Below are 21,979 nucleotides of genomic sequence, written 5' to 3'. Positions count from 1 at the left end.
TAATTTGGTGTGTAAATTTGTTCCATGTTACAAAACGTACCACTATATGACATTTGTTCCTTATCTGATATTGATCAGGACGACATTATTATAAGTCGTTTTGAGCCATACCTGCAAACGCATAAAAATTTGTTTGCCACTCACCGGCATTCATTTTACCATTTGGTACTTTTTACAAATGGAGGCGGTACCCACACCATTGATTTTGAGAATTTTGAGGTTAAGCCCGGTCAAATTTATTTTATGATACCCGGCCAGGTGCACTCCTGGAGTTTTGAAGGTTTTACCGATGGTTATATCATTAATTTTTCGGCATCATTTATACAGTCATTCATATTACAACACGGCTACCTGGATAATTTTTCGTTTTTTAGCGGCAACCTGGCCGATGCTGTGATCAATTTACCAGATGAAACCTATGCAGCCGTAAAACCACTGTTTGAAACCATACTGGCCGAAGCTGCTTCACCCGCCACAGCATCTGCTGATATGATCAGGCTGCTGATGCTGCAAATATTTATCCTGGTTAACAGGCTTAGTGCAAATCCGGTTTTAGGCGGTAACTCATCATACAACCAAATCCTGCTCAAAAGCTTTAAAAATTTAATTGAGCACCATTATACTGATATCAAACTGCCTAAAGATTATGCAGCGATGTTGTATATAACCCCTAACCACTTAAACGCGGTTTGTAAGGATCTAATGGGCGTATCAGCCGGCGAGCTGATCCGCAACAGGGTGCTGCTGGAAGCTAAGCGTATGCTTACTAATCCGCAATTAAGCATTAGTGAAATTTCACTAAAATTAAACTTTAGCGATAACTCCTACTTTACCAAGTTTTTTAAAAAACTGGAAGATATTACCCCCGAAGAGTTCAGAAAAAAAATAATATACGATCATGGAAAATAATGAATATAAATTATGGCCTGCCGTTTTACATGCCAAATGTCCCCGTTGCAGGCGCGGCGATATGTTTGCCAACAGTATGTATGGCTTTCATGGACAGGTTATGCATCAAACTTGCTCACATTGCGGTTTGGTATATGAAAGGGAACCTGGCTATTTTTATGTGGCCATGTTTGTTAGTTACGCGCTTAACGTTGCCCAAATGGTTACCGCCGCGGTTGCTATAAGTATTTTAACCGGAAGCAACAATCCGTGGTTATATGTAACAATTATACTAAGCATAGCCGTAATATTATCTCCTTTTAATTTCAGGTATTCCAGGGTGGTGTTATTATACTGGCTTACTCCAGGATTGCATTACCATCCCGAAATGAGCCACGATAAAGCATAATGACATTTTAAGTTTTTTTTAATGATGATGAGGGTGTCCATAGCTTAAAAACCTATGGGCATTTTTTATGGACATAGGTTTTAAACCTTATTATTTGCTTTAGGTCAAATTCATATATCACATATAATATTTTGAACTATGAAAGCGAAATTGAACATCATAAAAAAAGACTTATATAACGTATTTGTAGTAGGCAATGCCAACGACAGACAACTGGCAAGGGTTTATATATTATTGGCCATCCCTGTTTTTACATTATTTTTAGTACTCGGCCATTTTCCTAAATATTAATCATCACAATCCCTTTTTGGCCCAAAAAACAAAACAGCCATTACATTGCTGTAATGACTGTTTGCCAACTGTTCCCTAACTAAATTAAACTAAAACTAAACTCACTTTATTAATGCTATCTATGCTGGCCAAAATGACTAATGACCAGCTGTATATTTTTTATATAGAAATTATTTTTATAATCGCATTGGTTATCTATCCACCTTTTCCCTTTTAAAATATTTTTATAATTAAAACCCGCAAGTATATAAGGACCGTTTTTGGAGCCGACTTTTGCCGAAACATCAGGCTCATTACCCTTTCGTTTTAACACCGAGGGCTCACTGTTCAATGCTTTTACTTTATGATCTGTTGTAAATATATTAGCGCAGGCAATTAGCAGGAGCGATACAAAAACAAAGACCAAAAAGTGATAAAAAAGTTTCATAGTAGCGGCTTTGTAAAACGTTTGACCTGCTGATCACCAACATTAATTCAAAGTTAACCTTTACTATAATAAAAATAATAGGGGTTTACACCGATTTACATACGTAGTTTTACGCATTTTTGTGATAATTTAACGAATTTGTTGATCGTGTTTAATAATTCATAATTATCAATTGCCAGCTATTAACTAATGATTAATAACAACATAGCCTTTTTACTATAGGGGAATCAAATAAATTCCTACTTATAACCCTTGATTAATCAGGCATACTTTGAATTAACTCAAACTTACCGGTACCCGGCTGCCTGCAAATCAAAAAGCTCGGCATAGCGGCCACCTTTAAGCAGCAGTTCCTCATGGCTGCCTATCTCAATCAGTTCGCCTTTTTCCAATACCAGTATCCTGTCGGCCATGCGTACAGTACTAAAACGGTGCGAAATCAGCACTGCCGATCTGCCTTTTGTTAATTCGGCAAAACGTTCAAAAACATTAAACTCGGCACGGGCATCAAGTGCCGATGTTGGTTCGTCCAGTATTAGCAACTGTGCATCGCGCATGTAAGCCCGCGCCAGGGCAACCTTTTGCCATTCGCCACCTGATAGTTCAACCCCATCGGCAAAGCGTTTACCCAGTTGCTGGTCATAGGCTCCGGGGAGCCTGGCTGCCAGCACATCGGCCAGGCTCTGCCTTGCCGAATGCTCTATGAGCGGGCGGTTATCCTGTTCACTAATTTTACCTACGGCAATATTTTGCGCAAAGCTCATCTGATAGCGTAAGTAATCCTGGAAAATAATACCTACGTTAAGCCGCAGATCGGTTAGGTCGTACTGTTTCAAATCAACGCCATCAAGCAGTATCCTACCCTCGATTGGGTCATACAAACGGGCCAGTAACTTCACCAGTGTGGTTTTACCAGCGCCGTTCTCGCCTACCAGGGCCAGTTTTTCGCCGGGATAAAGCGTAAAGTTCAAATGCCGGTTGGCCCATCTGTCTGAATTGATATAGCGAAAACCAACATTCTCAAAGGTAAACCCCTGTTGTATGGTTTCAGGGAAAGGCAGCGCGTTTGCCGCCATTTTAATTTTAGGAATGATCTCAAAAAACTCAAAAAAATCGCGCAGGTAAATGGCCCCTTGTGATACTGCTGTAAAACGGGTTAAGATCCCCTCCAGTAAAGCACGCAGCTGCCTGAATGATCCGGCAAGGAAGGCCAGTTCGCCAATAGTTACACTGCCGTTTACCGCCCTGACTATGATAACCACATAAGCCGCATAATAACCCAAACTGCCCAGCATCGCAAAAAAAGTACCCCATAAAGAGCGTTTGATAGCCAGGTGCTTGTTATCTCCATAAAACTTATTTGACAGGTGTTTGAAACGGTCAATAATAAAGCCTGAAAGATCAAAGATCTTTACCTCTTTGGCTGTTTCGTCACTGGCACCCAGGTAACGTATATAATCAAGCTCACGGCGCTCGGGGGTCTGGCCGCGGGTTAGGGCATAGCTTTGATCATTAAAGTACGATTCGCCTAAAAAAGCGGGGATAATGGCGATAAGCAGCAGCACAATTAACCAGGGATTAAAGGTCATTAAACCAACCGCCAGGAATCCCATGGAGATGAGGTCCTGCACCTGGTTCATTACCTGCGACAGGAGTATAGTACGACCTATAGTTTGCTGCCGGGCGCGTTCCAGCTTGTCATAAAATACCGAATCCTCAAACTGGTCAAGATCAAGCGTGGCGGCATGCTCCATTATTTTTACCGAAGTATGATTACTGAACAGATCGCCAAGCAAGCTGTCCATCAGGGTAATGGCCCTGCTAAGGGCATCAGTTAATATAGCAAGCCCAAATTCAAGGCCCACAAGTTGCCACAGATAGGTCATGTCTTTAGTTGGGGCATGGCTTATGGTAACCACCTGATCAATGATCAGTTTACCTACATACAGCAATCCCAGCGGCATGGCCGAGCGGACTATGCGTAATATGGCGTTAACAATCGTCATCCAGCGACTGGTTTGCCAAACCAGTTTAAAAAAGGCCGGTAAATTACGCAGCGCGTCAAAGCGCTCTTTTAATGTTACTTTATTACTAATGGTATTTTTTGGTGGACGGGAAGTATTCAATATTGATCTCTTTCTTGTTTGATTATAAACAAATTTAATCAATTAGGCCCCTACCCTCTTAAAGGCGAGATTATTTTACATTGGCTTGTCATTGCAGGCCAGACTTACGAAGTTTTTGAAACTCTTAAGCCCTTCTCACTGAACCGATTAGGACAAAATAAGCTGAACATTAAATAGCTTGATATTTGATAATAGCCTTTTTTATTTTAGATGCTGTTATTTTTAATTCTAACCATATTAATAATATAAAAAATGCCGGAAATATAGCAAAACTTATAAAATCCTGAAATTGGATACGTCCCATTACAAGGGAAATGAAACTGAATAATAATCCAAAAGAAAACAAGGCGATAAAAATAAAAGGAAAAAGACTTAAACGAAATTTATAAAGAAAATCTGTTTCGCTTTTTGGTAGGCTAAAGATAACCTTAGGTAAAAGCCACTCAACAGAACTTCTTATGCGGGTAAAATACAATGCATTTTTACCATCATAACCAAAAAAATATTTATCTGTCCCAATATCGGATGTTGATGATTTTAAATCCAAACCTCCCGTACGTTTAACTGATAACTTGCGTAAAGCAGCTTCAATAGGTGCCTTATCCTCATAATTAAAATACACCTTTTTAAAGTAAATCATAGCAGGGTAATTCTTCTTTAAAAATATAAATTACTTTTCAATGCTATGGCTGCTTCAAAAAATAAACTCTTATTTTTGCCCGCGCTATGGATACTTCACTACATAATAAATTCGACAGTATAATTTTTGATCTGGATGGCACCCTTTGGGATAGTACGGCAAACGTTGCGCTGGCCTGGCAGGCAGCTGTTGCGAAGGTTGATTATATTGATGAAGAAATGACCGTAGAGCGTGTTAGGTCAATCACCGGGATGACTTATGATGCTATTTTTGATAAGCTGTTCCCTGATCTTGATACCCATCAGCGTAAAGAAGTACAAACCCTTTGCGGTATAAGCGAACTGGAGATATTACATACCAAAGGCGGCGAATTATATCCACAGTTAGAAGAAACTTTAAAATACCTGGGCACAAAATATAAATTATACATAGTAAGCAATTGCCAGAGCGGTTATATCGAGGTGTTTTTGGATCTGAACAACATGCACCCGCACTTTTTGGCCCACCAATGCTTTGGCACAAAAGGCAACCCCAAAGCTGATAACATTAAAGATATTGTTAACGATCATCAACTAAAAGCGCCAGTTTATGTAGGTGATACCATGGGCGATTATACCGCCGCGACACAAGCCGGCGTACCTTTCATTTTTGCAAGTTATGGTTTTGGCGCAGTACCCGATGGCATGGTAGCCACCGTAAACAGCTTTAGCGAACTAACCGAATTGCTGTAAACACTTTTATCGCAGGCTGTTCCGGTTTTTTACCCAGTTACTTATCTCTGTTGTTTGAACCGATGCTACCACGGCTTTCTTTTGACTGAGCAATTGTTCCATAATGATAGCTGCAATGATAGCTTCGTCATTATGATTTGTGTCTAATACCTCGGGAGTAAAATATTTTTTAACAAAGTGGGTATCAAAATTACCTGATGTAAAAGCTTCATGCTGCATTACAAACCTGCCGAAACCCAGCGTTGTGGTTATCCCGGTTATCTGATACTCGTCAATAGCTCGCAGCATCCGTTCAATAGCTTCCGTGCGGTCTTTACCATAGGTTATCAGCTTGGCAATCATCGGATCGTAATAAATGGGGATCTCCATACCCTGTTCAAAGCCATCGTCAACCCTTACACCTGCGCCTTTTGGAGTAACATAGGTTTGCAGGGTGCCAATATCAGGCAAAAAGTTATTCGCAGGATCTTCGGCATATACCCTTAGCTCAATAGCATGCCCGCGCATTTGCAGGTCCTCCTGTTTAAAGCTGATGGCTTCGCCCCGGGCTATGCGGATCTGTTCCTTCACCAGGTCAATGCCTGTTATCAGTTCTGTAACCGGATGCTCTACCTGCAGGCGGGTATTCATCTCCAGGAAATAAAAATTAAGCGCGTCGTCCATAATAAACTCCACCGTACCCGCGCCAGTGTAGTTTACAGACCGGGCCACATCAACCGCGCATTTGCCCATCTGCTCCCTGATCTGCGGGGTGAGCACCATAGAAGGGGCTTCTTCAATTACTTTTTGGTGACGGCGCTGTACTGAGCAATCGCGCTCAAAAAGATGCACTATATTGCCATGGGTATCGCCCAAAACCTGGATCTCGATATGCCGGGGAGATGACACATAACGCTCAATAAAAACTGATCCATCACCAAAAGCCGAAGTAGCTTCAGACACGGCCATTTCCATCTGTTCTTCAAAATCAGCCTCACCATCAACTATACGCATACCCTTGCCCCCGCCGCCTGCGGCGGCTTTGATCAGTATGGGAAAGCCTACCTCAACCGCACGTTTTTTAGCCTCGGCAATATCGGTAATTGCCTCTTCGGTTCCGGGTACCATGGGGATGTTATATTTTAAAGCAGCAGCTTTGGCCGATAGCTTATTACCCATTACCTCCATAGCCTCTGGCGATGGACCAATAAGCACCAAACCCGCTTTCCGTACCAGCCTTGCAAAGGCAGCATTTTCACTCAAAAAACCATAACCTGGATGAATACCTGTTGCCCCAGTTTTAAGGCAGGCGGCTATAATTTTTTCGCCATCAAGATATGATTGACTGGAGGGAGCGGCACCGATATGAACCGCTTCATCAGCATAACGCACATGTAGTGCATTACGATCAGCGTCAGAATATACGGCAACGGTTTTAATACCCATTTCGCGCGCAGAGCGCATTACTCTTAAAGCTATTTCGCCCCGGTTGGCAATCAGTATCTTTTGCATTTAACAAATGTAAAAGATTTGCGCTTTGTACGGTTTAATTTTTATTAGCCCAAAAGATTACAGAAAGACTTTGTTTAAAGCTTAGGATTAGTGCTTGCTACCCCACCTGTATGTTTTGCGATGACAGCGATAACAAACGTATTTTTTTAGGGGGAGCCAAAATAAAAACAACTTCACAAATCGTCCTCTGGGTATGCGGTTTATGTTTTCGTTACCACACCCCCGGCAATGCGGAGAAGGATGAGCAGTTACCTGCTTACGAACAGATGCATTATCTTGAATGCCAACGGTCATGTTAAATTAAATTAGGGGGATATTTATTAAAACACTGATTAAATAAAATAACAATGGAGAAATTAAATTTACCAATTTACTCCTGCCTGTCTGATATTCAAACGAATTTGATTAAAGATAGTTTTGAATTATGAAGTATTTATGAATTTTTTAGCCGGGAATAATCACGTATAATATTTAATAATTAATTAAATATTTGCGTTAATCTTGCCCATCAAGCAATAATTCCATAAAAAGCAGATCGAGCCAGCGCCCAAATTTAAACCCTACTTCTTTAAAGTGGGCAACCTGCTTAAAACCGAGTGATTGGTGCAAATGATAACTTACCTGGTTTTCGCCGTCAATACCGGCTATGACGGCATGAATCCCGTTTTGCCGTGCAATATTTATAAGCGGCCTGAGTAAAAGCTTACTGATACCCTGCCCCCTGAACAAGGGATCAACGTACACAGAATGTTCAATGGTAAAACGGTAGCACGGCCAGGCGCGAAAATGCCCATAAGTACAAAAGCCCACAACTTTGCTCCCGGTTTCGGCCACCAATACCGGGAAACCACTGTTCACGCGTTCATGATACCATGCCTGGCGCATTTCAATAGTATGTGGCTGCTCGCTGTAAACAGCAGTGGTGTTCAATATGGCATCATTATAAATGTGCAGTATGGCCAAAAGGTCGTCCTCATGTGCATTCCTGATGTTTATTATCCCTGCCATAAATCATAAATTAAAAACACCTCTAACTATGGGTTAGAGGTGTTTTGGATATTTAAAAAATCATCCTTTTTTTTCAGGAGCGGTACCACCGGCACCGGGTTGTCCAACCGGAGCGGGCTGACCACCCGGAGGCACTGGACCAGGACCTTTTCCTTCTGGTATTACAACTTCGGGATGAGCAGTACCACGGTGACAGGTATTGCAATTAACACCCGCCTGCATGATCATTCCTAATGAATCTTTTTTAGCATGAAAATATTTCTGATTGATCTTATTCATCATCTTATACATATCACGAGCCATTTCCTTTTCAGGTTTAGCTTCATTTGCCCAATCCATCTTTTTTGTTTCCTCATTACGTACATGGCAAAAATTGCAATGCACTCCTAATGAATGCTCCCACTCCTCCATTACTTTGTGAAGATCATCGTTCGAGATATTTTTAGGCAGTACTTTCAGGTTTTTAAAACCCTCGTCCTGAGGTTTTTTGGGGGTCATAGATGTCATAGCACCCAATACCACAATTGATAACAAACCGAGTGTAACTATTATTTTTTTATTAAAAGGCATAATTGTCATGTTTAAGTCATCTAAAATAACTATTAACTTTTAATGTTACAACTTTAACCTTGCCAGAAGAGTAAATTTTAAGATACAAAGAAACTGCTTATCTACAAGCAAGTCTAAAACATTAGTTTGCCATCCTGAGGAACGAAGGATCTGTTCACAAACTGTGTATGTAATAGAATAGATGCTTCAAACGTTCAGCATGACAAATCGTTAGGAATAAATTATTTATTTAACAGCCGGCCAAACCAAATAACGTGAAAGTAGTTTTTCGCTGATGGCCCAAAGCTTATTGCGCGATGCCGTATCCGTTGCTATGGCAGATGTTCTTGCTTTCTTTTTCTTTTTAAAATAAGCGCCGTTGTATTTATCTAAACGTGGAGCAGTTGCCAGGAATATGGTAGTTTCGGCCCCTTGTTCGGGTGTTATCATAAACGGACGGGCCAGCTTTATCAATATTTTACCAAACCCTTTGAGTCCCGCACCGAAACTTGTTTTTACTGTACCCGGATGCAGCGAAAAAGCAAGTATGCCTTTGTCAGCATACTTTTCGGCAAGTGACTGGGCAAAATATATATTGAACAGTTTACTCATGCCATAAGCCTTAAAAGGGCTGTAGGATTGCTCCCATTGCAAGTCATCAAACTGCGGTTTGCCCCATTTATGTGCCTCTGAACTTACGTTAATGATACGCGCCTGCCCTTTCTGCAATAAAGGCATCAGGCTGTAGGTTAGTAAAAAATGACCCAGATGGTTGGTAACAAAGGTCATTTCAAAACCATTCTTATTTAACTGGCGTTCTTCAAAAACACCGCCTGCATTATTAATAAGCGTGTTTATAGCAAATAACTTTTGCGTTAACTCTTCGGCCGCTTCGCGAACACTTTGCAGATCAGCCAGGTCGCATCGTACTACAAAAACTTCCTTATTACCCGTTTTATCAGCTATTTCCTGTTTAAGCCGTTCGCCTTTAGGTGTATTGCGTACCAGTAAGTAAAGTGCATGGCCCTGCCTTGCTAAAGAAATCGCCGTTTCCTGTCCTATTCCGGATGTTGCACCGGTGATGATCGTTGTTTTTAATGCCATGTCCCCTACCCCCTAAAGGGGGAACTTTTTATTTGCGTGTAAGTTAGTGGTTTTCCTGATACGACTTTACATCCTAAGAGATATTTTAAAGCCCTCCTAAAGGGGAGGGTTGGGTGGGGCTTTTACTTTTGCATTACCATTACGCCGTTCATCAGCAGGGTACTGCCGCCATCGGCTACTATATTGTAAACTTTTTGTACGCCGCCGCCATGCTCTGTTTTCTGCAGTACGGTAAAGGTTTCATACTTACCGGTTTGTTCATTAAGGCATAGCACTTCCTGGCCTTCGGCAATCTGCCCTATTTTCAGGTTCCCCTGTTTAGTAAGCATGGGATGATTTGGTGTAGCTTGTAATACTTTGGAGTTTAAATTTATCTGCTGCCCTGTGTTGGTATTTTTTACAATTGCCGATACCAGCACCAATTGGGTTAATGCGTAGTTTTTGGCGCCATGTACGGTTAGTTCCTTCACTTTAACTGCCGAGCTTTTTTTTGTGGCAGGATCAATGGTGATCACTTCGTCGCCGGATTTTACGGTTTTCAGCATTTTTTTTTCGCCGTTGGCCATAGTTACCAGTTCATCACCCGGGAAACAAATATCATTGCCATAAGTGGCTGCTTCTTCCTTCAGGTCTTTACCGCCATTTAAAACTTTGTATTGCTGAAAGCTCACTTCCTTTGATAATATGTAAGATAGTTTGAGGATGAAATTCTTTTCTTCCTTATTGATGTTATCAATATCCTGGAAATACTTTTCCCAAACCTTTCCATCGGCAGTAAAATCGGGCACGAGGGCTTTATACAGTTTTCCTTTTTCGTTGGTATAAAATACCATGAGGCCTATCTCCTGCAAACCCTCTTTGGCTATCAGTTTATACAGGTCAACGCGTTTCTTTAACCCATCGGCCCCGGTAATAAAATATGGTTTGCGGTTCTCATACCTGTCAAGCACATAAGTGTTTTCGAACTTTACATAGGTATCCTTATCCAGATCAGCAATAGTAAAGGTTTGCGCTTTATTATACTCATCCATAGTAAGCGGCCGCGGATTTACCGTTTGCGCCCGGCTTAAAAAAATTGATCCTGTTAAAAGCAGTGTTAATGTTAGTTTACGCATATTTTTTGGATGAAGGATTTTTGGACAAAAGATAAAGGACTTGAAGATAAAGCAATCAAAATTTATACACGCCTTGTTTCCTTGCTCTTTGTTCTTTGCTCTAAAAATCCAGGTTCTAATTAAGATAGTTGTTTAAAAGCATCAGCAAAGGCTTCCATTTCGTCCATACGGCCAATACTTACACGGCACCAGTCCTTGTTGTTAAATTTCCAGTTACGTACGCCAACACCCCGTTTCATCATTTCACCTACGAATTTTTTGCCTTCCATTTTAAGCGGGAACATCACAAAATTGGCCGATGAGGGGATATACTCGTACCCTTCTTTCTTTAGCACCGAATACAGGTACTCTTTTGAAGCAAGCGTTTTCTTTAAAGTATCCTGTAAAAAAGCCTCTTCGCGGTAACCTGCAAGGGCGGCAGCAAGCGTTGTTGCCGTAACGCTCCATGATTGTGTGGTATACTTATCAAAAGTTTTAACCGTTTCGGGTTGGGTAATGATGTAGCCTAAACGCAAACCTGCAAAACCATATAGTTTGGAGAACGTGCGTGCCACGATCACATTGTTGCCCGCTTTTACCTGACTTATCATGGTAGAGGCCTGCGGATCGGGCAGGTAATCGATATAGGCTTCATCAACAAATACGGTTGTTTTTTTGGATACCCGTTCGCAAAATGCCTTGAGTTTTTCAGTATCTACAATGGTAGCTGTGGGGTTGTTGGGGTTACAGATATAAACCAACCCGGTGTTACTATCCACTTTGGCTTCCATAGCATCCAGATCAAGCTTATAGTCGGCAGTAAGTGGCACTTTTATCCACTTGCCTTCCAATGCCTCTGCACGGCTGGGCAGGTCATCATATGATGGGTCGCCGGTGATCACGTTTTTACCGCCTTTGGTATAGTACATGGCTGCCGCAAGCAATAACGGCGTTGAACCGGCATCCATCAATATATTTTGTGGCTTTACACCTTCGTACGTGGCTATTTTATCATAAAGTTGCGGCAACAGCATGAAGGGATATTGATAGCATTTGTCGATAGCGTCTTGTATGGCTTTTTTAACAGTTGCCGATGGACCAAATGGATTTTCATTGGCCAGCAACCTTGCTTTTAATTCAAAACCTGCGTTGGTTATTACTTCCTTATCGTTTAAACTACGTGCTGATGGTTTAAATGCGCGGGCTGGCATAGCCGCCAGTTTACTAATGGTACCTGAAAAGAAGGCCAGTCCCCCGGCCATAAATGCGCTGGACTTGATCCAGTTTCTGCGGTTAAGTGAATTTGCCATGGTGGTTTGGTTATTTAATATTTTAAGTTAGTAATAGTATCAAGTAGTTAGTATCAAGTATAAAGACAGCTGCATCTTTTTCGTAAACTCTTCAAAAATCATGATACTTGATACTAACTACTTGATACTAATTATCCGATACTAATTATTTTTTATATTGTACACGCTGTTCGCTTACCCTTGCATGAAGGGCGGCAACCGTGCTCCTGGCCGATTCAAATGCCCCGGCCATCCAGGCATTTAAATAGGTTAAATGTTCGCCGGCAAAGTAAACCTGTTTATCAGGTTTTAAAAGTACGGGATACTGGGTTTTGCGTGTTTCGGTGTTATAAACGGCCCATCCGCCTAAGTTATATTTTGTTTTATGCCAGCTTACCGAAAATGAGCCCTCGAACTCTTTATCATACTGCGGATGAATGAGCCTGCCTTTTTCCAGCGCGAATTTTTCGCGGTCGGCATAACCTAATGCGCCAATTTTTTGAGCCTTTTCGTTAAAATTATAATATCCTATTAAGATACCCTTTTTTCCAAGATAATCATAGGATGGATAAAATATTTGTGTTAAATCATTGTTAGTGTGGGTGATGCCTCCATAAATATGCTCATCCTCTTCCCAAAACCTGCGCTTAAACTGTAACCCAATTTTCCCGGTTGATATATAGCCCACATAATCAATAGCCCGGCTTACATCACCCGAAAAATTATTACTGATATTACTTAAAACCGGTAACGGTAAAGTGCAAATACACATATCGCCGGTAAGCTCGTGGACGCCCTGCGCATCTTTGTAGGTAATTTTAACGCCTTCGGGCAAATTGGTGATGGCAGTAACCTCGGCACTCATTTTTATAGATGGCGCTACCTTTTTTTCCAAAGCTTTTGCTATCTGATCCATACCACCTACAGCCTGGAACATGGTCATCTGTAGCTCGTAGGTATATTCAGCTACATTATAAAAGTCTGGGTCCATCAGGCCTGAGCGAATGATATCGGCCAGTTTATGAGGATCGGCAATTTTACCGGGCTTGTCGCCCGCCCCCGGCGATTCGGTATAGCCGCGCCTGGCCGATGCTTTGTATAGTTTATCAATATCCAGGCCGCCCTCGGCTCTTAGGTATTCGATGATCTTTTCGCCATCCTCTTTGGTTAAATTACTATCGAGACTGCCGTGGTCAATGCTTTTGGCCAGCATTTCGGTCATGTAGCCGCGAATGTCATTATGCACTTCCCGTGCCCTTACCTTTTTGTTTGACAGCGGCCCTTTGCCTTCAGCAAAGTAATAGGCGCCCTCGTTCACATTATTGTAAACCTGTATGGGCACACCCAATTCCTTGCAATAATGCAGCGTAAGTTCATGGTTATGCGGTATGCGTGACGGACCAGCATTAAAATACAGGCCATCATCAAAGCGCGCGGTTACAGTGGGCTTATCTGCCTCCTGGTGGGTACTGCCATTACGGATGCTCCAGCAGCGGCCACCGGCCCGCTGGCGTGCCTCCAGTATGGTGCATTGGTAACCCAATTTGTTCAGTTCGTAGGCACAGGTCATCCCGGCCAGGCCTGCACCTAATATAATGATGTGTTTGCCCTTGCCATCGCCCTGCAAATTAAAGGCATGGGCAGGTGCCGGGCGTAATAAACCTAAGGCCATCATGGCGGGGTATGCACCACCGGCAAGCATAGCTCCTTTACCTAAAAAGTCTCTGCGGGTAATAGTTTTCAATAAGCGTTTTTTATGTTTTAAATAACCTGAATGCTAAAGATAATTTTTTTTCTGTTTTATTAAAAGACTTGCCATTATTTTTTAAATATGATAATATCTACAGGGTTTGTATGGATTATTGTTAAAACTGCCTAAATCAAAATTTATAGAATTAACAAAATTCTGTTCGGGTTAATGCCTGTTGGCCGCTTTAATTACTTTATTAAGTTCAACATCCCAAATACAATAACATAACTCCTTTAGATAGTATCTAAAGGAGTTATTAAAAAACATCTGCAAAAGTGTTACTTTGCGATACATGAAAAGCCTAAACGAACTTGATAAAGGAAGAAATAATAATTTTGATTTACTTAGGCTATTTGCCGCAACTTTAGTCATTCTTTCACACTCTTATCTTATAACCGGTAATTTCCAATCAGAACCTTTTATTAGACTATTTGGCTTCATACACTTGGGTGCTGTAGGTGTTGGTATATTTTTTACAATTAGCGGTTATCTTATTTTAAAAAGTTTATATAGGCATAAAACCATCGGGCAATTTGTTTGGGCGCGATCGTTAAGAATTTTCCCGGGACTTTTTATTGCTTCTTTGTTTTGTGCATTTATTATTGGCCCAATATCTACTAATCTTCCGTTATTGGAGTACTTTAAGAAAGGAGAAACATTTGAGTTTATATGGAGACTTTCGCTTTTGCACAATTTTAAGGATATGCTACCAGGCGTTTTTATAAATAATCCATTCCCTTCGCGGGTAAATGGTCCTATATGGACGCTACCGGCAGAGATATTGTTATATTCAGAGGTGGTTATATTGGGTGTCGTAATAGTCTTCTTTAAAAAACAATTTAAATTATTATTGAGATTACTGCCTTTAATTATCTTGTTGATTTTGTTTTTCTTTAAAAAGAGCTACCCTTATTGGTATATGCAATATATCATTAAAGATTGGGGCTTAATGTTCAATTGTGGTATGATGTTTTATTGGTTGAGAAATAAAATAAAAATAAGTTTATACATATTGGCAGGTATGCTTATTTTATTAATAGTGATGATTTTTCTAAAGTTCACCTTTATCATATATGTTTTTTATGGAACACTCATTTATGGCGTATTTACATTCGCATATCACCCCAAATTATACTTAGAAAAGTATAAAAATTGGGGTGATTTTTCCTACGGTTTATATATATATGCCTTTCCCATTCAACAAGTTCTTACATCCAACCTTAAAATATTAAATCCTATAATTCATTTTTTAATGGCTTTTACCATAACACTGCCTTTAGCAGCGCTATCCTGGTATTATATAGAAAAACCAATGTTATCTTTAAAGGGCTTCAACTTTAGAAAAGCGGAAATAACCCCCGTCAATACCCTGGAAGAGAAGTGAAAAATCATAAACCCTGCTTAAAGCGGTTTGAAATGCTTGCACAGCTGCATAATGTGCATGCTGCCACGAGATTAGCGTAGCGTATCTCGTGGTATTGCATGGTGTAAGCCTTCGGCTTAAGCTGCAGCTAAAAGCTGCAACCATATTAACCACGGGCTGAAAGCCCGCGGTAACGTTCTATAAATTCCCGTTCAGACATCATTTAAAAAAAACTAAAAATAAATTTGCATTACTACGAAACTTTCGTAGATTTACGAAATAATCGTAATAGTAATGGAAAAATTGTCAAAACAAGAAGAAGAAGCCATGCAGGCAGTGTGGCAATGTGGCTCGGGCTTTATTAAGGATTTCCTTGATCAACTGGAAGAACCCAAACCACCATACACTACCCTGGCATCAACCATCAAGAACCTGGAACGTAAGGAGTTTTTAAAAAGCGAAAAAATGGGCAACTCCCTGCGCTATATCCCCACCATACAGGAAGAAGAATATAAAAAGCGCTTTATGAGCGGCTTTGTGAGCGATTATTTTCAAAACTCTTACAAGGATCTGGTTACCTTTTTTGCTAACGAGAAAAAGATAAGTGCCAGCGAGCTGCAGGAGATCATTAAACTGATTGAGAAACAATAAACCTTAAAGTTATGCCAGTATTGTTTGTTTTTTTGCTTAAAGTAAATATTGCCCTGTTGTTATTTTGCGCGGGTTATTACCTGGTACTGAGGCATCTTACTTTTTATACCTTAAACCGCGTTTACCTGCTTGCAGCTATATTGTTTGCCAGCATTTATCCCGAAATAAACCTGTCGGCCTTTGTGCAGGGTCATGAGGCATTGGCCAGGCCTGTGCAGCAGGTTGTCATAAATTGGCAGGGACCGGTGCAAAACCTTATAAAACCACTTAGCCAGCCTAATTACTGGCACTGGGCCGAAGTTATTTTTTGGCTTGGAGCGTACATATTTGCGCTCAGGCTGGCGGTTCAGCTATTCTCCTTATATAAATTGTATAAAAGCTCCAAACCTGCTATGATCAATAATCACCAGGTACGGATCATGGATAAGGATGCCGCTCCCTTTTCTTTTTGGCAAAGCATTTTTGTTAACCCATCTAAACATGAACCAGCCGACCTGAAGGCCATATTGCTGCATGAGCAGGTGCACGTGAACGAATGGCATACCGCTGATATATTGCTTGCCGAACTGAGCAGCATTTTTTACTGGTTTAACCCAGGTATATGGCTCATAAAAAAAGCGATCCGCGAAAATATTGAGTTTATAACCGACCGCAAGATCCTGAATAATGGAATCGACAGTAAATCTTATCAGTATAGCTTGATCTCGGTAAGCTTTAATAACCAGCAGCCCAGCATAGTGAACCATTTTAATATTTCAACCATAAAAAAACGCATCATCATGATGAACGCTAAACGATCTTCGAAATTAAACCTTACCAGGTATGCTTTCCTGGTACCCGCTGTAATTACCCTGTTATTGGTATTCAGCATATCAAAGGCCGATTTTGCCAAACCTATCCGGGTAAAATTGGTTAACGCGGCCGCTCCGCTTGCAAAAATTATAATAAGTAGTAATGTTAATGAAAAGCTACCTGTAAAACCGGTAGCTGCAGCCAAACCTAAAAAGGTAAGCCGTAAAGCTGCCAAGCTATTGCCGGTTGTAAAACCAGATACGATCAAAAAAGCACTCATCATTAACAGTAATAACGATAAGGACTCCATAGCTTACTACATTAATGGAGTAAAAGGCAGTCTTAAAAGTGTTGATCCCGATAACATAGCGGAAATGAAAGTGATAAAAGGTAACCAGCTGCCTGCTTACATTAATACTGCTTTTATTAATAAAAACGATATTAAAAATGCAGGCGTTGTGCTTATTGTAACCAAAGACTCGCCCGAGGGAAAGCTAAAATCGGCACCATCAAATGATGTTATCGTTACCGGCTATAGAGTAAGTCCCAGTGTGAGTGTAACCGGCACTACTGTGAAAACTTATCCCACAAGCTCTGTTACCGCCAATACCAATGTAAGTGTTGCCCATTCTGCAACTAATGTCGATAGTGTTATAAAGGTAAATGTAAAAAGCAGTACGAAGGCTAATGTTATACGGGTAATATCGGCTTCAAACGTTTCAGTTGATGGTAAAAGTACCTCGTCTCATAACATTTCGATAGATAATGATAAAGGCATACATCTTTCTTTCGATAAAAATAAAAACCCACTGATCCTGGTAGATGGAAAGGAAATACCCGCGGCTGATATAAAAAAATTAAACCCTAACACGATTGCAAGCATGACTGTTCTTAATGACGAAACCTCCGCAAAAAAATACGGGGATAAGGCAAAGAATGGAGTAGTGGTTATCACCACCAATAAGAAGTAGGTTTGATTCAACCGCTTATCCCAATATAATAACTTAACTGGCCTCGGCCAGTTTTTCTGTTTCAAGCAGATTTAACAAGGCCTTTTCGGCTATGTTCAGTTCAGCGGCTTTTATATCACTCTCTTCATCAATTTTGCTGATGTATTTGAATATGGTGCCATCTTCATAACTTTTTATTACTGATGGATGCACATAATACTTTTTACAAACCGAACGGGTATTGCCCAGGCTAACCGCCACTTCATCAATTACGTTCACAATTTTTTTATGGCATTCAGTTACGCTGGTAAATTCGCCTGCCGCTTTAAAGGCATACAAGGCACTTACACTACCACTCCATGTTCTGAAATCTTTGGCAGTAAATTCTTCGCCGGTTATAGCCTTCAGGTAATCATTAATATCACCAGAGCCTATGCTGCAGCGTTCACCGTTTTCATTATAGTATTGAAAAAGCTCTTTCCCGGGGATATCCCTGCACTGCTTTACCAGCCGGACCAGTTTTTTACTTTGCAACGCTATTTTATGCACTACTCCCTTTTTGCCTTTAAATTCAAACTTAAGTATTGAGCCTTCAATTTTAATATGCCTGTTTTGCAAGGTGGTTAAACCAAATGAACCATAAAGTTTTTTATATGATTCATTCCCCACCCTGATGCCGGTGAGCTCCATCAGCCTTACTGCCAGGGCAACCACTTTTTCATGGTCGAGGTTTCGGCGGGCCAGGTCCTTATCTACCTGCTCGCGTATAGCGGGTAAATAAGATGCAAAAGTTTGCAGGCGGTGATACTTAGATTGATTACGGATCTGGTTCCACCCGGCATGGTAGCGGTATTGCTTGCGGCCGGCGGCATCGGTACCCGTAAATTGCAGGTGGCCGTTTTCATACGGCGATATCCACACATTGGTATAGGCCGGCGGGATCACCAGCTTATTAAAGCGGGTTATCAGTTCCTTATCCTTTACCAGCTTGCCCTCGGCATCATAAAAACTCCAGCCCATGCCTGATTTTTTACGGGTGTACCCTGACGATGTATCAGAAACATACCGCAAGCCAACGGCTTTCGCGGTGACCTTTGGGTCGCGCCCTATTTTTTCGAGCTTTTGCAGCAGACGGTTCATGGTGAAACAACAAGTCTGCTGGTTTTAAGTTTGACCGTAAACAAACCATGTCATTGCGAGGTACGAAGCAATCTCATAGGACAAGTGACGAACTTGCATAAGGAGATTGCCGCGCTATCGCTCGCAATGACATAATTTGTTTACTCACTGTTTATTCAAAACTCCCCAGCACCTTCACCACATGCTCAATGTGCTCTGGATGAATATCCAGATGGGTTACAAAACGGATGCGGTGTTTGGCGGTATCGCTGGCTTTTATACCATGAATGGCAAGCTTGGCCAAAACAGCGCTCGCGGGCTCAATCGTATCAAAAAGAACAATGTTGGTTTCTACAGGGATCACATTGCTAACCCAGGGCAGGTTACTTAGTTCCTCACCCAAAATGCGGGCATGCGCATGATCAATTTTTAAACGTTCTACATGGTGGTCAAGTGCATAAATACCTGCCGCAGCCAAAAAACCGGCCTGGCGCATCCCTCCGCCCAAAACCTTGCGGATACGGCGTGCATATTTTATAGTCTCCGCATCGGCCAGTAAAACAGAGCCTACCGGTGCGCCCAACCCTTTTGATAAACAAACGGATATGCCGTTAAAGTATTGGCCATAATCTGCCGCGTTATCGCCGGTATGTGCCAGCGCGTTAAATATGCGTGCGCCATCTAAATGAAGTTTTAATCCTTTGGCCTTGCATAGTTCGGCAATGGGTTTAATATCCTGTAAGGTATAACAGCTGCCGCCGCCTTTGTTTACTGTATTCTCCAGCACCACCAGGCTGGTATGCGGGTAATGGATGTTTTCAGCGTTGATCTCTGGCTCTATCATTTCGGCAGTGATAATGCCCCTGTAACCATTCAGTAAACGGGTTGATACACCCGAATTAAAGGCTATCCCCCCACCCTCGTAACGGTAAACATGCGCGGTTTGATCGGCTATCAGCTCATCCAGCGGCTGCGTAAAGCATTTGATTGCTATTTGGTTAGTCATAGTACCTGATGGGCAAAACAGGCCTGCTTCCATCCCAAAAATGGCCGCGGCTTTTTGCTCAAGCGTGTTAATGGTTTCGTCCTCACCAAAAACATCATCCCCTACTTTTGCGCTCCACATGGCCTCCAGCATTCCGGGAGTTGGTTTGGTTACGGTATCGCTGCGTAAATCAACAGTTAATTGCATGGTAATTATAAATTCCTATTTTAGTTGTCCAAATATCTAAATCTTATGCGTGCAATTTTACTATTATTATGTATTTTATGTGTTACCAGTGTTACCAAGATAAACGGCGATGCTTTTTTGAGTAAAGCAACTGTTACATATTAAATATTCAAAAATTGCGTTCTTAAATTTTAAACGTTATGCGCTCAATTCCCATCATTTTATTTTTAATGTTCTGCTTTACAGCGGCAAAATCGCAAAAATGGCAGCCCGGTAATTTTACCGATGTAAAAGGCAACCGTGAAACGGGTTTTATAAGGGTTAACCCGGGTGGCAAGGGGCCAATAAAAGACGAAGGCTTTATTGAGTTTAAAGAAACCGAAAAAAATAATCCATATAAATTAAGCGCCAGCGATTTGCGGTCATTTGTGGCCGGTAAGGACAGTTTTGTGGTTGCTCACGCCCCAAAAAATGAATCATGGAGCAAAGAAGAAACCGATTTTGTAAAGGTGGTATTAGATGAACCAACAAAGCTTTATGTAGCCCAGGGCGGCAAAGGTGGTGGTGGCAGGGGCATAGGTTTTTCGCCGGGTGTTGGCGTTGGAGTTGGCAGCGGTGGCTATGGAGGTGGCCTGGGTGGGGGTTTAGGCATATCGCTTGGTGGCGGTGGTGGCCGCAATGGCGGTGGAAAAACCATCTATTATTACGGTGCTAATACCGCCGAAATGGCACGCCTAACCGACGAGAATTTTGAAGATATCATGACCGATATTATGGGTGATGAACCCGAAGTGGTTGAAAAAATAAAGGCGCACCAATATGGCCTGAAAAATATTGAAAAACTGGTGGCTTACTTTAACGAGTTAGTAGCTAAACGCCCTCCAGCACAATAAAGGGGGAGCTTTTGATTAGCATAGCTCACGTTATGTTCCCCATTTAGGGGGTTAGGGGACCTAATCTATCTTGATTCCTTTATAATACTCTGCAGCTTTATAATCTTTCCGGAGCGGGAAACCTTCCCAGTCATCAGGCAGTAGAATACGGCGCAGATCGGGATGACCTTCAAAAAATATCCCCAGCAGGTCGTAAGCTTCACGTTCGTGCCAGTCGGCAGTGCGGTAAACGCTGGTTATACTTTTAAATTCGGGCAGTTCTGCACTTTCACGGTCCTGAGGTTTACTCACTTTTAAAGTAAGCTGGGTTTTATAAGGTATAGATGCCAGGTGATAAACTACACCATAGCGGTTACTTTCGTCATTATAATGCACCCCGCTCAGGCTCGACAGAAAATCGAAATAAGTTTGTGGATTATTGCGCAATTCAAGGCATACCGCTACAATATCATCAGGGTTTATGAGCAAGGCGGGCTGTAGCCCACCTGTTTCTTCGCCTGAAATTACTGTTTCACCAAATTTTTGAGTGAGTAATAATTTGATATCGTTAAACATCATGGTGCTAAACGTACTTTCTTCCAGGTTTTTTTATCAGTTTTTTTAAATAAAATGCGGTCATGCAAGCGACTTGGGCGGCCTTGCCAAAACTCAATCAGTTGCGGGTTTAAAATATAACCGCCCCAAAATGATGGCTTAGGCACATCCTTACCTTCATATTCGGCCTCCAGTTGGTTCCATTTTTTCTCTAAAGCATCACGGCCTTCTATTTCCTGGCTTTGCGGCGATACTACCGCCCCTATCTGGCTGCCTTTGGGGCGCGAATGGAAATATCTTTCAGAATCTTCCTTACTCAATTTTTCAATGGTGCCCTCAATGCGTACCTGGCGTTCCAGCTCGCCCCAGTAACAAGTTAAAGCCCCTTGCGGGTTTTTGGTTATCTCTTTACCCTTGCGGCTTAAATAATTGGTATAGAACATAAATCCGTTCTGATTAAAGCCTTTTAACAGAACAATACGCGCCGATGGTTTTCCGTTTGATGTAGCTGTAGCCAGCGTCATGGCATTGGGTTCATGCAATTTTGCAGCTAAAGCTTCGTTAAACCATTGTTCGAACTGGTTTATCGGGTCGGCTTTGGTATCTTTTTCGGATAATGTGGCGGCAGAATAATCCTGCCTTAAATTTTGTAACTCCTGCTGATTCATTTCATGCAAACTTACAAATTTATTATACCGTAAATATTGTT

General features: G+C 41.5%; 22 protein-coding genes. 8 read left to right on the top strand and 14 right to left on the bottom strand.

What is annotated here, in order from left to right; genetic code table 11:
* The first annotated feature begins 24 nt into the window (after positions 1–24).
* The 3 genes from M2273_RS09820 (at position 25) to M2273_RS09810 (ending at position 1,588) form a co-directional block, all read left to right on the top strand.
* Positions 25–909, top strand: coding sequence for an AraC family transcriptional regulator (locus M2273_RS09820; RefSeq protein ID WP_429396056.1), 885 nt, complete (start codon positions 25–27; stop codon positions 907–909).
* Positions 899–1,297, top strand: coding sequence for a DUF983 domain-containing protein (locus tag M2273_RS09815; protein ID WP_429396053.1), 399 nt, complete (start codon positions 899–901; stop codon positions 1,295–1,297). The genes M2273_RS09820 and M2273_RS09815 overlap by 11 nt, the downstream gene beginning before the upstream one ends.
* Positions 1,298–1,435: 138 nt before the next feature.
* A complete protein-coding gene (locus M2273_RS09810; protein WP_429396050.1) occupies positions 1,436–1,588 on the top strand; it encodes a hypothetical protein in 153 nt (50 codons plus the stop codon).
* A 115-nt stretch (positions 1,589–1,703) separates the two neighbouring features.
* Here the strand turns inward: M2273_RS09810 and M2273_RS09805 are convergent, their stop codons facing one another.
* The 3 genes from M2273_RS09805 to M2273_RS09795 all read right to left on the bottom strand — a co-directional run bounded on the left by M2273_RS09805 (position 1,704) and on the right by M2273_RS09795 (position 4,781).
* Positions 1,704–2,015, bottom strand: a complete 312-nt coding sequence (locus M2273_RS09805; protein WP_429396047.1) for a hypothetical protein — start codon at positions 2,013–2,015, stop codon at positions 1,704–1,706.
* Positions 2,016–2,302: 287 nt separating this feature from the next.
* Positions 2,303–4,141, bottom strand: a complete 1,839-nt coding sequence (locus M2273_RS09800; protein ID WP_429396044.1) for an ABC transporter ATP-binding protein — start codon at positions 4,139–4,141, stop codon at positions 2,303–2,305.
* Positions 4,142–4,310: 169 nt separating this feature from the next.
* Positions 4,311–4,781, bottom strand: coding sequence for a hypothetical protein (locus M2273_RS09795; RefSeq protein WP_429396041.1), 471 nt, complete (start codon positions 4,779–4,781; stop codon positions 4,311–4,313).
* Between the two features lie 86 nt (positions 4,782–4,867).
* On the opposite strand from M2273_RS09795, the gene M2273_RS09790 reads away from it, so the two are divergent.
* A complete protein-coding gene (locus tag M2273_RS09790; protein WP_429396038.1) occupies positions 4,868–5,512 on the top strand; it encodes an HAD family hydrolase in 645 nt (214 codons plus the stop codon).
* A gap of 6 nt (positions 5,513–5,518) precedes the next feature.
* Here the strand turns inward: M2273_RS09790 and accC are convergent, their stop codons facing one another.
* The 7 genes from accC to M2273_RS09755 all read right to left on the bottom strand — a co-directional run bounded on the left by accC (position 5,519) and on the right by M2273_RS09755 (position 13,791).
* The gene (gene accC, locus M2273_RS09785; protein ID WP_429396036.1) at positions 5,519–7,003 is read right to left on the bottom strand and encodes an acetyl-CoA carboxylase biotin carboxylase subunit; all 1,485 of its coding nucleotides are present in this window, start codon (positions 7,001–7,003) and stop codon (positions 5,519–5,521) included.
* Between the two features lie 495 nt (positions 7,004–7,498).
* Positions 7,499–8,011, bottom strand: coding sequence for an N-acetyltransferase family protein (locus M2273_RS09780; protein WP_429396033.1), 513 nt, complete (start codon positions 8,009–8,011; stop codon positions 7,499–7,501).
* 60 nt (positions 8,012–8,071) lie between these two features.
* Positions 8,072–8,581, bottom strand: coding sequence for a c-type cytochrome (locus M2273_RS09775; protein WP_429396030.1), 510 nt, complete (start codon positions 8,579–8,581; stop codon positions 8,072–8,074).
* 225 nt (positions 8,582–8,806) lie between these two features.
* The gene (locus tag M2273_RS09770) at positions 8,807–9,664 is read right to left on the bottom strand and encodes an SDR family oxidoreductase (RefSeq protein ID WP_429396027.1); all 858 of its coding nucleotides are present in this window, start codon (positions 9,662–9,664) and stop codon (positions 8,807–8,809) included.
* Between the two features lie 122 nt (positions 9,665–9,786).
* Entirely contained in the window at positions 9,787–10,779 is a 993-nt protein-coding gene (locus M2273_RS09765; RefSeq protein WP_429396025.1) for a Hint domain-containing protein, read from the bottom strand.
* A 119-nt stretch (positions 10,780–10,898) separates the two neighbouring features.
* Positions 10,899–12,068, bottom strand: a complete 1,170-nt coding sequence (locus tag M2273_RS09760) for a pyridoxal phosphate-dependent aminotransferase (RefSeq protein ID WP_429396023.1) — start codon at positions 12,066–12,068, stop codon at positions 10,899–10,901.
* A gap of 145 nt (positions 12,069–12,213) precedes the next feature.
* Positions 12,214–13,791 (bottom strand): FAD-dependent oxidoreductase, encoded by a 1,578-nt coding sequence (locus M2273_RS09755; protein ID WP_429396021.1) that lies wholly within the window; start codon positions 13,789–13,791, stop codon positions 12,214–12,216.
* 298 nt (positions 13,792–14,089) lie between these two features.
* Here M2273_RS09755 and M2273_RS09750 point away from each other — a divergent pair, with 298 nt between their 5' ends.
* The 3 genes from M2273_RS09750 (at position 14,090) to M2273_RS09740 (ending at position 17,574) form a co-directional block, all read left to right on the top strand.
* A complete protein-coding gene (locus M2273_RS09750) occupies positions 14,090–15,181 on the top strand; it encodes an acyltransferase family protein (RefSeq protein ID WP_429396019.1) in 1,092 nt (363 codons plus the stop codon).
* 273 nt (positions 15,182–15,454) lie between these two features.
* Positions 15,455–15,811, top strand: coding sequence for a BlaI/MecI/CopY family transcriptional regulator (locus M2273_RS09745; protein WP_429396017.1), 357 nt, complete (start codon positions 15,455–15,457; stop codon positions 15,809–15,811).
* Between the two features lie 11 nt (positions 15,812–15,822).
* Complete coding sequence (locus tag M2273_RS09740; protein ID WP_429396015.1) at positions 15,823–17,574, top strand: M56 family metallopeptidase; 1,752 nt, start codon at positions 15,823–15,825, stop codon at positions 17,572–17,574.
* 33 nt (positions 17,575–17,607) lie between these two features.
* Here M2273_RS09740 and M2273_RS09735 read toward each other — a convergent pair whose 3' ends face one another.
* Entirely contained in the window at positions 17,608–18,693 is a 1,086-nt protein-coding gene (locus tag M2273_RS09735; RefSeq protein ID WP_429396013.1) for a DNA topoisomerase IB, read from the bottom strand.
* Between the two features lie 151 nt (positions 18,694–18,844).
* Positions 18,845–19,864: a threonine aldolase family protein gene (locus M2273_RS09730; RefSeq protein WP_429396010.1), complete on the bottom strand. Its 1,020-nt coding sequence runs from the start codon at positions 19,862–19,864 to the stop codon at positions 18,845–18,847.
* Between the two features lie 179 nt (positions 19,865–20,043).
* Between M2273_RS09730 and M2273_RS09725 the strand changes: the two genes are divergently transcribed.
* A complete protein-coding gene (locus M2273_RS09725) occupies positions 20,044–20,736 on the top strand; it encodes a hypothetical protein (RefSeq protein WP_429396008.1) in 693 nt (230 codons plus the stop codon).
* Positions 20,737–20,796: 60 nt separating this feature from the next.
* On the opposite strand, the gene M2273_RS09720 is transcribed toward M2273_RS09725, so the two are convergent.
* Together M2273_RS09720 and pdxH are read right to left on the bottom strand one after the other, a co-directional pair.
* A complete protein-coding gene (locus M2273_RS09720) occupies positions 20,797–21,294 on the bottom strand; it encodes an NADH-quinone oxidoreductase subunit C (RefSeq protein WP_429396006.1) in 498 nt (165 codons plus the stop codon).
* Positions 21,291–21,938, bottom strand: a complete 648-nt coding sequence (gene pdxH / locus M2273_RS09715) for a pyridoxamine 5'-phosphate oxidase (RefSeq protein ID WP_429396004.1) — start codon at positions 21,936–21,938, stop codon at positions 21,291–21,293. Before pdxH ends, M2273_RS09720 begins: the two co-directional genes overlap by 4 nt.
* Between the last annotated feature and the right edge of the window lie 41 nt (positions 21,939–21,979).

The sequence above is a fragment of the Mucilaginibacter lappiensis genome (assembly GCF_050433765.1).
GTDB classification, from domain to species: domain Bacteria; phylum Bacteroidota; class Bacteroidia; order Sphingobacteriales; family Sphingobacteriaceae; genus Mucilaginibacter; species Mucilaginibacter lappiensis_A.
Note: the sequence above shows the minus strand (reverse complement) of the source record. Positions and strands in the feature narration are given on the sequence as shown.